This window comes from Streptomyces luteoverticillatus, assembly GCF_003970715.1.
Classification (GTDB): Bacteria; Actinomycetota; Actinomycetes; order Streptomycetales; family Streptomycetaceae; genus Streptomyces; species Streptomyces abikoensis.
Genome location: NZ_CP034587.1, coordinates 559,796 through 576,447 on the forward strand (window position 1 = coordinate 559,796; position 16,652 = coordinate 576,447).

The window sequence follows — 16,652 nt, forward strand, 5'->3', positions numbered from 1 at the left end:
TCAGCGATCGCCCAGACGGCCGAGCTCGTTGTCGATGAAGGCGAAGATCTCGTCCTCGCTGGCGGAGCCGATCCGCTCGGCGACCTCGGTGCCGGCGGTCTCGGCCGCGCCGCCCCGCCACTTCTCCAGCATCTGGAGCAGCCGGTTGGAGACGGCCGCCCGGGTGAGGGCGTCGGGTTCCGTGGTCGTGAGGGCGGAGTCGAGGCGGTCGAGCTCCGCGAGGAGGGTGGAGGAGGTGTCGGGGCCGTCCTCGCCCACGAGCTGAGAGACGAGGTGTTCGGCCAGGGAGACGGGGGTGGGGTGGTCGAAGGTCAGGGTGGCGGGCAGCCGCAGCCCCGTCGAGGCCGTCAGCCGGTTGCGGAGCTCGACGGCGGTCAGGGAGTCGAAGCCCAGGTCCTGGAACCCCTTCTTCGCCCCGATCGCCTCGGGCGAGGCGTGCCCGAGCACACGTGCCGCCTCCGCCCTGACGAGCTCCACGGCGAAACGTACGCGCTCTTCTTCCCGTATTTCCCTCAACTGTCGTGCGAGTCCGGCGGCCGTCGCGGCACTGTCCCCGGCGGCCGCGGCAACCCGCCGGCCGCCCTTCACCAGGCCGCGCAGCAGCGGCGGCACCTCCCCCTGGGCGCGCCGGGCGCCGGAGGCCGGGCCGATCGGGACGACGTAGGGCTCGTCGAGCCCGACGGCCGCGTCGAACAGCGCCAGCCCCTGCGCGACCGTCAGCGGCGGAACCCCGGACGCCGCGATCCGCTGCATGTCGGCCTGCGACAGCGCGCCCGTCATGCCGCTCCCCTGCGCCCAGGCCCCCCACGCCAGGGACTGGGCGGGCAGGCCGAGAAGGCGGCGGTGGCAGGCGAGGGCGTCGAGGAAGACGTTGCCGGCGGCGTAGTTGGCCTGACCGGCGCTGCCCATCACGCCGGAGATGGAGGAATAGACGATGAAGGCGTCGAGGCCGAGGTCCTTGGTGAGCTCGTGGAGGTGCCAGGCGGCGTCGGCCTTCGGGCGCAGGACGGTCGCGAGGCGGTTCGGGGTGAGGGAGGTGATCACGCCGTCGTCGAGGACACCGGCCGTGTGGATCACGGCGGTCAGCGGACGGGCGGACGGGATCCCGGCCAGCAGGCCCTTGACCTCGCTGCGGTCGGACGTGTCGCAGGCGACGACCGTCACCTCGGCGCCCAGGGCGGCGAGTTCGTCGGCCAGCTCCGCCGCGCCGGGGGTCTCCGGGCCACGGCGGCTCGCCAGCAGCAGGTGCTTCATACCGTGCTCGGCCACGAGGTGCCGGGCCAGTAGGCCGCCGAGGCCGCCTGTGCCACCGGTAATCAGCACTGTGCCGGTCGGATTCCATGTGCGTACCGCTGCCGGAGTGTCGGCCTCCGGCGCGACCCGCGCCAGCCGCCCCACGCGCACCGCGCCGTCGCGTACGACGAACTGGGCGTCGCCGCCTGCGAGCAGGCCGGGGAGCAAGGCGCTCGGGTCGGCGTCGGCGACGTTATCGACGTCGAGGAGGACGAACCGTCCGGGGTGCTCCGACTGCGCCGAGCGCACCAGACCCCAGACCGCGGCGGCCGCCGGGTCATGGACGGCGTCCGCCGCGTCGGCGGGGATGGCGTTACGGGTGAGGAAGAGGAGACGGGAGGCTGCGTGGCGGTTGTCGGCGAGCCACTCCTGAACGAGCTGGAGGGCGTGGGCGGTCAGCCGGTGTGCGGCGGCGGGTACGTCCTCGCCGTCGGTGGTGGCGACCGGGACCACGACGAGATCGGTGCCGGCCGGTACGTCGGACAGGGACGCGATCCCGTCGTCGCCGAGCGTCACGGACCGAAGCGTCTCCTGGGCGGTGGCTGCGGGGCTGGGCGCCGGGACCCACTCCAGGCGCAGCAAGGCGCCCTGCTCCGCACCGGCCCCGGTGGGGGCGTCGTCGGCGACCGGCCGGGGGTGGAGGACCAGCGTCTCCACCGACAGCACGGGAGCGCCGGCGGCGTCCACCGCCGCGACCGAGACCGAGTCCCCCGCGGTCCGGGTGAGGCGTGCCCGCACGGCCGAGGCGCCGCCTGCGTGGAGGGAGACCCCCGACCACGACAGCGGGGACAGCTCTTCCTCACCGTCCAGGCCCGCGAATTCCGCTGCCTGAGCGAGGGATTCCAGCAGGGCGGGGTGGATGCCGTAGTAGGGAGCGTCGGACGCGGCCTCGCCGGTCAGCTTCGCCTCGACGTACACCTCGTCGTCGCGGACCCAGAGGGTGGTGGATTCGTCGCCCGCGTCGACGGCGGTGGCGCCGGTGGGCGGCCAGGTGGACGCGTCGAAATCCGCGACCCGCTCGCCGGCGGCGAGGACGCCGGTGGCGTGCTCGGTCCACGGCTCGTCGAGGGCGTCCTCGGGGCGTGAGTAGACGCGTACGGCACGGGCCCCTGTCGCGTCCGGCGCGCCCGTCCACACCTGGAGCGCGAGCGCGGACTCGCCGGTGAGGGCCAGGGGCGTGTGGACGGTCAGAGCGGTGACGCGGTCGCAGTCCACCTCGTCACCGGCGCGAATGGCCAGCTCGAGGAAGGCCGATACGGGGAATTCGGTGTTCTGCGGGGAGATCCGGCTCGTGAACAGCACCCCGTCGGAGTCGGCCAGCGGCACTGCGGCACCCAGGAGCGGATGCCGGGCGGGCACGAGGCCGACGGACGAGACATCACCGGTGAGGGCGGCGGGGCGGGGCCAGAAACGCTCGTGCTGGAACGCGTACGTGGGCAGCTCGACGCGCCGGGCACCGGTACCCGCGAACAGCTCGGCCCACGCGACGTCGACCCCGGACACGTGGAGCTGGGCGAGGGCGGTGAGGAGAGCGGTCTCCTCGGGGCGGTCCTTGCGGAGAGCGGGGACGGAGAGCAGGTCCTGGTCGGGGTCGAGGGTGTGCTGGGCGAGGGCGGTGAGGACACCGTCGGGACCGAGCTCCAGGAAGGCGGTAGCGCCTGCCTTCGCCAGCGCTTGGATGCCGTCGGCGAAACGGACGGCCTCGCGGACGTGCCGCACCCAGTACTCGGGGGTGGCGACGATCTCGGCCGAGGCGAGCTCACCCGTCACATTCGAGATCAGGGGAATGGTCGGGGCCTGGTAGGACAGGCCCTCGATGGCCCGACGGAAATCGTCCAGCATCGGGTCCATGAGCGGCGAGTGGAACGCGTGGCTCACGGAGAGCCGCTGGAACTTACGTCCCTCGGCGATCCGCAGAACAGCCGCTTCCTCGCCGGCGATGACGACGGCGTCGGGGCCGTTGACAGCGGCGATCGAGACACCGGCGGTGAGACGAGGCACGATCTCGGCCTCGGATGCCTGCACCGCCACCATCGCACCACCAGCAGGCAGCGCGTTCATCAACCGAGCACGCGCCGCGACGAGGGAACACGCATCCTCAAGCGAGAGGACACCGGCGACATGCGCCGCCGTGATCTCACCGATCGAATGCCCCGCGACGAAGTCCGGACGCACTCCCCACGACTCGACCAGCCGGAACAAGGCCACCTCAAGCGCGAAAAGCGCGGGCTGAGTGAAGCCCGTCGAGTTCAGCGCCTCCGCATCGTCGCCGAACATGACATCCCGCAACCCGTCAAAACGACCAGCGACGTCCTCAAACGCATCGGCGAACACCGGGAACCGGGCGTACAACTCACGCCCCATCCCCAGCCGCTGCGAGCCCTGACCGGAGAACAGCACCGCCAGCGGCCGATCCACGGCAGCCCCACGAGCCACCTCGTCCCCTGCCAGCAGCACCGCGCGGTGGTCGAGAACAGCCCTTCCCGCCGCCAGCGAGAAGCCGACATCAACAGGCTCACCCGTCACAGAAGCCAGACGCTCCACCTGTTCCGCGAGCGCCGCCTCCGACTTCGCCGACACCGCCCACGGCACCAGCCCACCCGACGACGAAACACCAGCCTCAGCACCAGCGGCCTCAGGCGCCTGCTCAACAATCACATGCGCGTTCGTCCCGCTGAGGCCGAACGACGACACACCCGCGCGCCACGGACGATCGACCTCCGGCCACGCCCGCGCCTCCGCGAGCAGTTCCACTGCTCCCGCCGTCCAGTCCACATGAGACGACGGCTCATCGATGTGCAGGCTCTTCGGCAGGACGCCGTGCCGCATCGCCATGACCATCTTGATGATCCCGGCGACACCGGCGGCAGCCTGCGTGTGACCGATGTTCGACTTCACCGACCCCAGCCACAACGGACGCTCCGCGTCCCGCTCACGCCCGTACGTCGCCAGCAACGCCTGCGCCTCGATCGGGTCACCCAACGTCGTACCCGTACCATGCGCCTCCACCGCATCCACATCAGCGGCGCTCAGACCCGCACTCGCCAACGCCTGCCGGATCACCCGCTGCTGCGACGGACCATTCGGCGCCGTCAGACCATTCGACGCACCATCCTGATTCACCGCCGAACCACGCACCACCGCCAACACCCGGTGACCATTACGCCGCGCATCCGACAACCGCTCCAGCACCAGCACGCCGGCGCCCTCCGACCAGCCCGTGCCGTCGGCGGCGTCCGCGAACGCCTTGCAGTAGCCGTCCGTCGCGAGGCCGCCCTGGCGGCTGAAGCCCGCGAAGGTCATCGGCGTCGACAGGACCGTCACGCCGCCGGCGAGGGCGAGCGAGCTCTCGCCGCTGCGGAGGGACTGGGCGGCGAGGTGGAGGGCGACGAGCGACGACGAGCACGCCGTGTCGATCGTCACCGCCGGGCCCTCCAGCCCGAAGGTGTAGGAGACCCGGCCGGAGATGACGCTGGTGGCGAGGCCGGTGCTGGCGTGGCCCTCGACGTCCTCGCGGGAGTTCATCACGAGCGTGGCGTAGTCCTGGCCCGTCGTGCCGACGAAGACACCCGTCTTCGTACCGCGCAGGGCCGTCGCGTCGATCCCGGCGCGCTCGAACGCCTCCCAGGACGTCTCCAGCAACAGCCGCTGCTGCGGGTCCATCGCCAGGGCCTCGCGCGGCGAGATGCCGAAGAAGCCGGCGTCGAAGTCGGCGACGTCCTGGAGGAAGCCGCCGCGCCGGGTCGCGCTGCCGCCCCGGTTCTCCGGGTCCGTGCCGAAGAGCGCCTTGAGGTCCCAGCCCCGGTCGGTGGGGAAGCCGGTGATGCCGTCGCGGCCTTCGGCGAGCATCCGCCACAGGTCGTCCGGCGACCGTACGCCGCCGGGCATCCGGCAGGCCATGCCGACAATGGCGATGGGGTCGTCGGCGACGGCCGCGGTTGCGGCGGGGGCGCTGGCGCCGCCGTCCTCGTGCTGGTCGAGCAGCTCGGCCATGAGGTGGCTCGCGAGGGCGGCCGGGGTGGGGTAGTCGAAGATCAGGGTCGCGGTGAGCCGCAGGCCGGTGGCGGTGGTGAGCCGGTTGCGGAGTTCCACCGCCGTCAGGGAGTCGAAGCCGAGTTCGCGGAACTCCCGGCCCGCCTCGACCTGTCGTGCCGAGGCGTGCCCGAGGACGGCGGCCGCCTCGGTCCGGACGAGGTCGGTCACGGACCGGAGCGCGTCCTCCTCCCCCAGCGCGGACAGCCGGAGGCTGAGCGCGGCCGCCGTGCCGGCGCCGCCCGCCGCCGTGGCGGCCGTTCGCCGGCCGCCACGGATCAGACCGCGCAGCAGCGGGGGTACGACGCCCGGGGCGCGTCCGCCGCGCGCGGCGGGGCCGATCGGGACGACGTAGGGCTCGTCGAGGCCGACGGCCGCGTCGAAGAGCGCCAGGCCCTGTTCGGCCGTCAGCGGGGGCACTCCGGAGGCCGCGATCCGCTGCATGTCGGCCTGCGACAGCGTGCCCGTCATGCCGCTCGACCGCGCCCACGCGCCCCACGCCAGGGACTGGGCGGGGAGGCCGAGAAGGCGGCGGTGGTGGGCGAGGGCGTCGAGAAAGACGTTGCCGGCGGCGTAGTTGGCCTGGCCCGCGCCGCCCATCACGCCGGAGACCGACGAGAAGAGGACGAATGCGGCCAGATCCAGTTCCCTGGTCAGCTCGTGGAGGTGCCAGGCCGCGTCGGCCTTCGGGCGCAGGACGCCCGAGAGGCGGTCCAGGGTCAGGGAGGTGATCACACCGTCGTCGAGGACACCGGCCGTGTGAACCACAGCGGTCAGCGGACGGGCGGACGGGACCCCGGCCAGCAGCCGCTCCACCGCGCCACGGTCCGCCATGTCGCACGCCTCGACGGTCACTTCCGCGCCGAGGGCGGTCAGTTCGTCGACCAGCTCCGCCGCCCCCGGCGCCGCCGGGCCACGGCGGCTCGCCAGCAGCAGGTGCGTCACACCGTGCTCGGCCACCAGATGCCGGGCCAGCAGGCCGCCCAGGCCACCCGTACCACCGGTAATCAGCACCGTGCCAGCCGGATTCCATGAGGATTCCGCTGCCGGAGCATCCGGCTCCGCCGCGACCCGCGCCAGCCGCCCCACGCGCACCACACCGTCACGTACGACGAACTGGTCGTCGCCCGCCGCCAGCAGCCCCGGCAACTCGGGCACCACCGCATCAAGCTCAGCCCCGGCGGCCAGGTCGATCAGAGCGAACCGGTCCGGGTGTTCGGTCTGCGCCGAGCGCACCAGGCCCCACGCGGCGGCGGCCGCGAGGTCGTCCCCGTCCGTCGCGCCCCGCGTCACGAACACCAGTCGTGAGCCCGCGAACCGCTCCTCCGCCAGCCACTCCCCCACCAGGCCGAGCGCCCGGGCCGTCAGCTCGTGCGCCGCGCCGGGCACGTCGGTCCCGTCGCCGCCCGCTTCCAGCGGGGCCAGCACCAGCTCCGTGCCGTCCGGTACGTCGGCCAGGGCCGGCGTGGCCGTCCCGGTGGCCAGGGTCACCTGGCTGATCTCGCGGTCCTCCGACCGCGCCTCCGATGCCGGGGCCGGGACCCAGTCCAGCCGCAGCAGGGATCCATGCTCCTGGCCGCCGGCCCGGCGGTCGGCCTCGGTCTCCGCCCGTTCGCGGAGCACCAGCGTGCTTACCGAGAGCACCGGTGCGCCCTCGGTGTCGACGACGGCCACGGAGACGGTGTCCTCGGTGGTCCGGGTGACCCGGATCCGTACGGCCGACGCGCCCCCGGCGTGGAGGGAGAGCCCGGACCACGACACCGGAACGAGCTCGTCGGCTCCCCCGCCCGGCGCCGTGATGGCCAGCGCCTGGGTGACGGCCGTCAGCAGTGCGGGGTGGAGGCCGAACGCTCCGGCATCGTCCGCGGCCTCGGTGGGAAGGGCGGCTTCCACGAAGGTGTCGGCGAAGGTGTCGGCGGCCCGCGTCCAGATCGCGCGGACGGTCCGGGAGGCGGGGCCGTGTCCGGCCTTGTCGTAAAACTCCTCGACGGCATCGGCGTCGACGGCGGTGGCGTCGCGCGGCGGCCACTCGTCGGTGCCGAAGTCCGCGACGCGCTCGCCGGGGCTCAGCATGCCGTGCGCGTGTTCCGTCCAGGTCTGGTCGGGGGCGTCGGCGAGCTGGGAATAGACGGTCACCTTCCGGGCGCCCGCCGGGTCGGGGGCGCCCACCCAGACCTGGAGGAGGACGGCGAGGTCGCCGTCCAGGGCGAGCGGCGACGTCAGGGTGAGTTCGTCGACGCGGCCGTAGCCGACCTGGTCGCCCGCGCGGATGGCGAGCTCCACGTACGCGGCGGCCGGGAACGTGGTGCCCTCGGCGAGCCAGGGGTGGGTGCGGGTGGAGAGCCTGCTGGTGAACAGCACGCCGTCGAGGCCGGCCAGGGACACCGCCGCGCCGAGCAGCGGGTGGCCGGCGGGGGTGAGGCCGGCGGCGGACACGTCGCCCGCGACGGCGGCGGGCTTGGGCCAGAACCGTTGGTGCCGGAAGGCGTACGTGGGAACGTCCACGCGGCGGGCGCCCGTGCCGTCGAACCACGCCGCCCAGTCCACCGCGACGCCCGCCACGTGCAGCCGGGCGAGCGCGGTGAGCAGGGAGCGCTCCTCGGCCCGGTTCCGGCGCAGGGCGGTGAGGGCGAGCGTGGTCCCGGTGTCGTCGAGGGTGTGCTGGGCCATGGCCGTCAGCACACCGTCGGGGCCGAGTTCCAGGAACGCGGTGGCACCCTCGACCGCCAGCGTCCGGACGCCGTCGGCGAAGCGGACGGTCTCCCGGACGTGCCGCACCCAGTACTCGGGTGTGGACAGCAGTTCCGCCGTCGCGATCCGGCCGGTCACGTTGGAGACGACCGGGATGCGCGGCGCCTGGAAGGACAGCCCGGCCAGGGCCTGCCGGAAGTCCTCCAGCATGGGGTCCATCAGCGGCGAGTGGAAGGCGTGGCTCACCGCCAGCCGCTGGGTCTTGCGGCCCTCGGAGGCGAACTTCTCGGCGATGCGGGGCACCGCTGTCTCGTCGCCCGCGATGACGACGGCGTCCGGGCCGTTGACGGCCGCGATGGACACGCCCTCGACCAGGCGCGCCGCGACCTCCTCCTCGGACGCCTGGACGGCCACCATCGCGCCACCAAAAGGCAGCGCGTTCATCAACCGAGCACGAGCCGCGACGAGGGAACACGCATCCTCAAGCGAGAACACACCCGCCACATGCGCCGCCGCGACCTCACCGATCGAATGCCCCGCCACGAAATCCGGCCGCACTCCCCACGACTCGACCAGCCGGAACAAGGCCACTTCGAGGGCGAAAAGCGCGGGCTGGGCGAAACCGGTGCGGTCCAGTACGGCCGCGTCGCCCTCGAACATGACCTCGCGCAGCGGACGTTCCAGTGCGCTGTCGAGGCGGGCCGCCACCGCGTCCAGGGCCTCGGCGAAGACGGGGAACCGGGTGTACAGTTCCCGGCCCATGCCCACCCGTTGGGATCCCTGGCCCGTGAAGAGCACCGCCAGGGAGCGGCCTGCGGCCGCGCGGCCGCGCGCTGCCTCGGACAGGGAGCCGTCGGGGCCGGCCAGGAGGACCGCGCGGTGGTCGAAGGACGAGCGGCCCGTGGCCAGCGAGTGGCCGACGTCCACGGGGGCGGCGGTCCCGGCGAGGGCGGTCGCGCGCTCGACCTGGGCGGCCAGCGCCTCCTCGGACTTGGCGGACACCGGCCACGGCACCACACCGGGCCGGACCACGGGCGCCTCCGGCTCCCCCACCGGCTCGGGCTCGACGGCCTGTTCCAGGATGACGTGCGCGTTCGTTCCGCTGATGCCGAAGGAGGAGACGCCCGCACGCCACGGCCGGTCCACCTCCGGCCACGCCCGGGCGTCCGTCAGCAGTTCCACCGCGCCCCCGGCCCAATCCACGTGTGCCGAGGGCCGTTCCGCGTGGAGGGTGCGCGGCAGCACGCCCCGGCGCATGGCCATGACCATCTTGATGACTCCGGCGACGCCCGCCGCCGCCTGCGCGTGGCCGATGTTGGACTTCACCGAGCCGAGCAGCAGCGGCCGTTCGGCCGGGCGGCCCTGGCCGTAGGTGGCCAGCAGGGCCTGGGCCTCGATGGGGTCGCCGAGCGGCGTGCCCGTCCCGTGGCCCTCGACCGCGTCGACGTCCGCCGCCTTCAGCCCGGCGCCGGCCAGGGCCTGGCGGATGACGCGCTGCTGGGCGGGGCCGCTGGGGGCGGTGAAGCCGTTGGACGCGCCGTCCTGGTTGACGGCCGAACCCCGCACCACCGCCAGCACCGGGTGGCCGTTGCGGCGCGCGTCGGAGAGGCGTTCGACGAGGAGCATGCCGACGCCCTCGGACCAGCCGGTGCCGTCGGCGGTGTCGGCGTAGGCCTTGCAGCGGCCGTCGGCGGCCAGGCCGCCCTGGCGGCTGAACTCCATCAGGGAGCCCGGCGACGACATGACGTTGACGCCGCCGACGAGGGCCATGGAGCACTCGCCGGCCCGCAGGGCGTGGATGGCGGAGTGGAGGGCCACGAGGGAGGAGGAGCAGGCCGTGTCGACGGTGACCGCCGGTCCTTCGAGGCCGAGCGTGTAGGAGAGCCGGCCGGAGGTGGCGCTGGCGGCGATGCCGGTGCCGATGTCGCCGGTGGCGTCGGCGAGGGAGCGGACGAGGAGGTAGGCGTAGTCCTGGCCGTTGGTGCCGACGAACACGCCGGTGCGGCTGCCGCGCAGGGTGGCCGGGTCGATGCCGGCGCGTTCGATCGCCTCCCAGGACGTCTCCAGCAGCAGGCGCTGCTGGGGGTCCATCGTCACGGCCTCGCGCGGCGAGATGCCGAAGAAGTCGGCGTCGAAGTCGGCCGCGCAGTCGAGGAAGCCGCCTTCCTGGCTGACGCTGTTGCCGCGCTTGTCGACTCCGGCGTCGCGCAGGGCCGCGAGGTCCCAGCCCCGGTCGGTGGGGAAGCCGGAGATGGCGTCCCCACCGGTGGCGACGAGGTCCCAGAGGTCCTCCGGGGTGTGGACGCCGCCCGGGTAGCGGCAGCTCATCGCGACGATGGCGACGGGCTCGGCGGCGGCGGCCGCCAGGGCGCGGTTCTGCCGGCGCAGGTGCTCGGTCTCCTTGAGGGAGGCCCGGAGAGCTTCGACTACTTTTTCGCTGGGCGTGGTCATGTTCCGCTCTCTCAGCCTTCGTCGTCGTTGGAGCCGGTGGAGCCAGTGGTGCCGGGAGTGCCGGGGGTGCCGTCCAGCGCCGCCCGGACGAGGGCGTCGACGTCCATCTCGTCGATCGAGTCGGCGTAGCCGCCGTCAGGGTCCGCCGTCCGCCCGGTGGTGGCGTCGTCGGCCGTGGCCGTGGTGGCGGCGAGCCTCAGCAGGGGTTCCAGCACGCCGATCTCGCGCAGTTGGGCCACGGAGACGGAGGCGAGCAGGGCCCGGATGCCGGCCTGGTCGATCTCCTCACCCTCCCCAGCAGTGCCCTGTCCGGCGCCGGGCAGCAGCTCGCGCAGGACGTGGGCGGCCAGGTCGACGGGTGTGGGGTGGTCGAAGACGAGCGTGGCGGCCAGGGTCAGCCCGGTCGCGGCCGTGAGCTGGTTGCGCAGTTCGACGGCGGCGAGCGAGTCGAAGCCGAGGTCCCGGAAGGCCCGGTCGGCGCCGACGGCGTCGGCGTCGGTGTGGCCGAGGACGGCGGCGGCCCGGTTCCGTACGAGGTTCAGGACGGTCTCGGTGCGCTGTGCCGCGCTCTGGCCCGCGAGCTTCTCGCGCAGGGCCGCGCCGTCCGCTCCGGGCGCGGTGTCGCCGCCGGTCCCGGCCTGGGCCGGGTCGTCGGCGGGGGCGAGCTCCGCGAGGAGGGGGCTGGTGCGGACGGCGGTGAAGGCGCGGACGAACCGGGCGGGTTCGACCTCGGCGACGACCTCCGTCGGCCCGTTCTCCATGACGGCCCGGCGCAGCGCGGTGACCGCGAGGCGCGGGTCCAGCGGCCGGATGCCGGTGCGCTGGGCGGCGGCGGTGGCGCGGGCGTCGGCGGCCATGCCGCCGCCGGCCCAGGCGCCCCAGGAGATGGAGGTGGCGGCCAGGCCCTCGGCGCGGCGCCGCTCGGCGAGGGCGTCGAGGAGGGCGTTGGCGGCGGCGTAGTTGGCCTGCCCGGGGTTGCCGACGGTGGCGGACGCCGAGGAGAACAGGGCGAACACCGTGAGGCCGAGGTCCCGGGTCAGGTCGTGGAGGGCCAGGGCCGAGGCGGCCTTGGCGCGGTGGACGGCCGCGAACCGCTCGGGGGTCAGGCCGTCGATCACGCCGTCGTCGAGGACGCCCGCCGCGTGGACGACTCCCGTCAGGGGCGTCCCGTCGGGGATGTCCGCGAGGAGGGCCGCGAGCGCGGCGCGGTCGGCGACGTCGCAGGCGGCGAGGGTGACCTCGGCGCCCAGCGCGGCCAGTTCGGTCCGCAGGTCCTCGGCGCCGGGCGCCTCGGCGCCCCGGCGGCTGACGAGCAGCAGGTGTGCCGCGCCGGCTTCGGCGAGGCCGCGTGCCACGTGGGCGCCGAGGGCGCCGGTGCCGCCGGTGATCAGGACGGTGCCGGTGGGCCGCCACTCCCGTACGGGCCCGTCGGCCGGAACGGGCACGAGCCGGCGGCCGAAGACGGCGGAGGGCCGGACGGCGAGCTGGTCCTCGCCGCCGGAGTCGGCGAGAAGTCCGGCGAACCGGTCCGCCGACCGCTCGTCGAGGGTCTCCGGCAGATCGATCAGGCCGCCCCAGCGGCGCGGGTGCTCGAGCGCGGCGACGCGTCCCAGGCCCCAGACGCCGGCCTGGGCGAGGCCCGGTACCGGCTCGGCGGGCGAGACGGCGACCGCGCCGCGGGTGACGCACCACAGGGGCGCGTCGATCCCGGCGTCGCCGAGCGCCTGGACGAGGGCGGCGGTGCGCAGGGTGCCCTCGGGGACGCCGTCGGTGTCGCCCGGAGTGGCGAGGGCGAGCAGGGACAGGACTCCGGTGAACTCACGCCTCTCGGCGGCCTGTTCCTTCAGCAGTGCGGCCAGGGCGTCCCGGTCGGTTCCGGTGGTGACATCCAGGCGTACAGCCCCGTCGCCGAGGCGGGCGAGGACGCCGGTGGCCCAGGGGTCGTCGGCCTGTCCGGCGGGTACGACGGCGAGCCAGGTGCCGGCCGGGCGGCCGGTGGGCGCGGTGGCGGTCAGGGGCTTCCAGACGACGCGCTGGCGCCAGCCGTCCACGGTGGACCGCTCGGCGCGGCGGCGGCGCCAGTCGGCGAGCGCGGGCAGGACCTTGGCCAGCGCGTCGCCGTCGACGTCCAGCTCCGACTCCAGCGCGGTGAAGTCCTCGCCGCGCACGGCGGACCAGAACGCCTCGTCCTCGCCCCCGGTCGTGCCGGCGGCGGTGGCGGGCCGGTTCTCGGGCCAGAACCGCTGGTGCTGGAACGGGTAGGTGGGCAGGTCCACGCGCGCCGCCGGGTCGGCGGCGCCGAGGACGGACGTCCAGCGCGGGCTCAGGCCATCGGCGTGGAGCCGGGCCAGGGCGGTGAGCACGGACGTCTCCTCGTCGCGGCCCTTGCGCAGCGCCGGTACGGTCATCGCCCGGGAGGAGGCGGCGTCCAGGGTGTCCTGGGCCATGGCGGTCAGGACACCGTCGGGGCCGATCTCCAGGAAGCGGGTGACGCCGCGCCCGGTGAGGGCGGTGACGCCGTCGCCGAACCGTACGGCCTCGCGGACGTGCCGCACCCAGTACTCGGGCGAGCACAGCTCTTCCCCGGTGGCGAGGTCGCCGGTGAGGCAGGACACGAGCGGAAGCGCCGGCGCGGCGTACGTCACGCCGCGGGCGGCCCGTCGGAAGTCCTCGAGTACGGCGTCCATGTGCAGGGAGTGAAACGCATGGCTGACCAGCAAACGCCTAGTCTTGCGGCCGTCGGCGGCGAACTTCTCCGCGACGGCGAGCACGGCGGCCTCGTCGCCCGACAGGACGACCGCCCGCGGGCCGTTGACGGCGGCGACGGACACGCCGTCGACCAGCCGCCCCACGATCTCGTCCTCGGTGGCCTGGACGGCGACCATGGCGCCGCCGGAAGGCAGCGCGTTCATCAACCGGGCACGGGCCGCGACGAGGGAACACGCGTCCTGAAGGGAGAAGACGCCCGCGATGTGCGCGGCGGCGATCTCACCGATGGAGTGACCGGCCACGTAGTCCGGCCGCACTCCCCACGACTCCACCAGCCGGAACAGCGCGACCTCGAGGGCGAAGAGCGCGGGCTGGGTGAAGCCGGTGTCGTTCAGCGCGGTGCCGTCCTCGGCGAACATCACGTCGCGCAGGGACCGGTCCAGCACGCCGTCGAAGTGGGCGGTCACCGCGTCCAGCGCCTCGGCGAAGACCGGGAACCGCTCGTACAGCTCGCGGCCCATGCCCGGGCGCTGCGAGCCCTGGCCGGAGAAGAGGAAGGCGAGCTTCCCGGCGCGTCCCGCCGTGCGGCCCTGGACGACGCGCGGGTCGGCCTGGCCGTCGGCGAGGGCCGCCAGGGCCTCCAGCAGCTCGTCGCGGCTCGCGGCCAGGACGGTGGCCCGGTGTTCGAAGGACGACCGGGTCGTGGCCAGGGCCCGGGCCAGGCCGGCGACGGTCAGTTCCGGACGGCTCGTCAGATGGGCGGCCAGACGGGCGGCCTGGGCCGCCAGCGCCTCGGGGGCGGCCGCCGAGACGGGGACGGGCAGCATGCCCGGCCCGTCGTCCTCGGGCGCGCTCGCACCAGCGGGCTCCGCGACCGGCTCCGGCCTTTCGACCGGCTCCGGCTGTTCGATGATGACGTGCGAGTTGGTGCCGCTGGCGCCGAAGGCCGAGATGCCGGCCCGGCGCACGCGGCCCGTCTCCGGCCAGTCGGCGCGCTCGGTGAGCAGCTCGACCGCGCCGGCCGTCCAGTCCACATGGGTGGACGGCTCGTCGATGTGGAGGGTGCGGGGCAGGACGCCGTGGCGCATGGCCATGACCATCTTGATGACGCCCGCGACACCGGCGGCGGCCTGGGTGTGGCCGATGTTGGACTTCACCGAGCCGAGGAGCAGCGGCCGGTCCTCCGGCCGGTCCTGGCCGTAGGTGGCCAGCAGCGCCTGGGCCTCGATGGGGTCGCCGAGGGTGGTGCCCGTGCCGTGTGCCTCCACCGCGTCCACGTCGGCGGCCGTCAGCCCGGCGTTCGCGAGGGCGCGGCGGATGACGCGGCGCTGGGAGGGGCCGTTGGGGGCGGTCAGGCCGTTGGAGGCGCCGTCCTGGTTGATGGCGGAGCCGCGCAGGACGGCCAGCACCTCGTGACCGTTGCGGCGGGCGTCGGAGAGCCGCTCCAGGACGAGGACGCCCACGCCCTCGGACCAGCCGGTGCCGCCCGCCGACGCCGCGAAGGCGCGGCAGCGGCCGTCGCCCGACAGGGCGCCCATCTCGCCGAACTCGATGAAGTTCACGGGGGTGGACATGACCGTCACGCCGCCCGCGAGGGCGAGCGGGCACTCGCCGTTGCGCAGCGACTGGGCGGCCAGGTGCAGGGCGACCAGGGACGAGGAGCAGGCCGTGTCGACGCTGACCGACGGGCCCTCCAGGCCGAAGGTGTAGGACAGCCGGCCGGAGAGCAGGCTGGCCGACTGGGCGGTCTGCGCGTGGCCGAGCTGGCCCGCCTCGGGGCGGTAGTCGCCGGTGCCGCCGCCGATGAAGACGCCGGTGTCGCCGCCGCGCAGCGCGGCCGGGTCGATGCCGGTGCGCTCCAGGGCCTCCCAGGAGGCCTCCAGCACGAGGCGCTGCTGCGGGTCCATGACCATGGCCTCGCGCGGCGAGATGCCGAAGAAGCCCGGGTCGAAGTCGGCGACGTCGTAGAGGAAGCCGCCCTCGCGGGTGACGCTGCGGCCCCGGCCGTCCCGGTCGCCGTGGACCATGCGGTCGAGGTCCCAGCCACGGTCGTCGGGGAAGCCGCCGATGGCGTCGACCTCTCCGGCGACGAGCTTCCACAGGTCCTCGGGCGAGCGGACGCCGCCCGGGTAGCGGCAGCTCATGCCGACGATCACGATCGGGTCGTCGTCGGCGGCCGTCGTGGCCGGCACGGCGGCCCGGCGCTCCTCCTCGCCGTCCCCGCCGAGGAGTTCGGCGAGCAGGTGGGCGGCGAGGGTCTCGGCCGTCGGGTAGTCGAAGACCAGGGTGGCGGGCAGGGTGAGCCCGGTGGCCGTGGCGAGCTGGTTGCGGAGGTCGACGGCGGTCAGCGAGTCGAAGCCCAGGTCCCGGAAGGCCTGTGCGGCCGGCACGTCCGCCGGGTCGGCGAAGCCGAGCACCGCGGCGACCTCGGTCCGGACCAGGCTGAGCAGCGTCTCTGCCCGGTCGCCCTCGGCGAGGACGGCCAGTTCGGCGCGCAGGCCGGTCGCGGCGCCCTGCTCGTCGCCCTTGGTGGGCGTCAGGGCCGCGCGGGCCTCGGACAGTTCGGCGAAGAGGGCGGTGGGCCGGGAGCGGCCGAAGGCCGGGGCGAACCGGTCCCAGGCCACGTCGGCGACGGTCACCGCGGCGTCCTCGTCCGCCATGGAGTCGGCCGTGGAGCGGTCCATGGAGCCGCCCGTGGAGCCGGCCAGGGACAGGGCGAGCGCGGCGAGCGCGCGCCCGGGGTCCATGGCGGGCAGGCCGTTGGCGCGCAGGTGGGCGGCCAGGCCGTCGGGCGTGGTGTCGGCCCAGGCGCCCCAGGACACCGACAGGCCGTGCAGGCCGCTCGTCCGGCGGCGCCGGGCCACCGTGTCGAGGTAGGCGCTCGCGGCGGCCCCGGCGCCTTGGCCGCTGACGCCCCAGACGCCGGCGATGGAGGCGAAGAGGACGAACGCCACGTCCGCCGCGCCGTCACCGGCGGCCGCGTCGACGGCGGCTTCCAGGCCCGCGACGTCCGCGCGGAGCGCGGCGAGGTACGCGGCCGGGTCCGGGTCGGGGCCGGTGTCCCTGCCCGTGTGGACGACGGCGGTCAGCGGGTGGTCGGCGGGCGTCGCGGCGAGCGCGGCCGCCACGGCCTCGCCGTCGGCGAGGGAGCCGGTCGCGACCGTCAGCCCGGCGCCCAGCCCGGCGAGTTCGGCCTCCAGGGCCGCCACGGCGGAGGCGTCCGGTGCCGTGTCACCGACGAGCAGCACGTGCCGGGCCCCGCGTTCGGCGAGCCAGCGGGCGGTGTGGCCGCCGAAGCCGGCCGGGCCGCCGGTGACCAGCGCCGTGCCCGAGGTCCGCCACGCGTCCGGCGCGGTGTGGGCGGCGACTCGCACGAGCCGCCGGCCGAGGAGGCCGGAGGAGCGCAGCGCCAGCTGGTCCTCACCGTCGGCGCCGGACAGGGCGGCGCGGAAGCGGTCCGCGCCGCGCCGGTCGAG

The 16,652-nt window shown here is 74.7% G+C and carries 2 protein-coding genes (1 of these 2 cut by a window edge); both read right to left on the reverse strand.

Annotated features, from left to right (window positions below; all coding sequences use genetic code 11):
- Nucleotides 1–10,482 carry an SDR family NAD(P)-dependent oxidoreductase gene (locus EKH77_RS02260; RefSeq protein WP_430981022.1) on the reverse strand — a complete coding sequence of 3,494 codons (10,482 nt, stop codon included), beginning with the start codon at nt 10,480–10,482 and terminating at the stop codon, nt 1–3.
- Nucleotides 10,479–16,652 carry the final stretch of a type I polyketide synthase gene (locus tag EKH77_RS02265; protein ID WP_126912758.1) on the reverse strand. It continues 22,362 nt past the right edge of the window, so 6,174 of the gene's 28,536 nt are visible here — the last part of the coding sequence; its start codon lies beyond the right edge, outside the window; its stop codon occupies nt 10,479–10,481. The genes EKH77_RS02260 and EKH77_RS02265 overlap by 4 nt, the downstream gene beginning before the upstream one ends.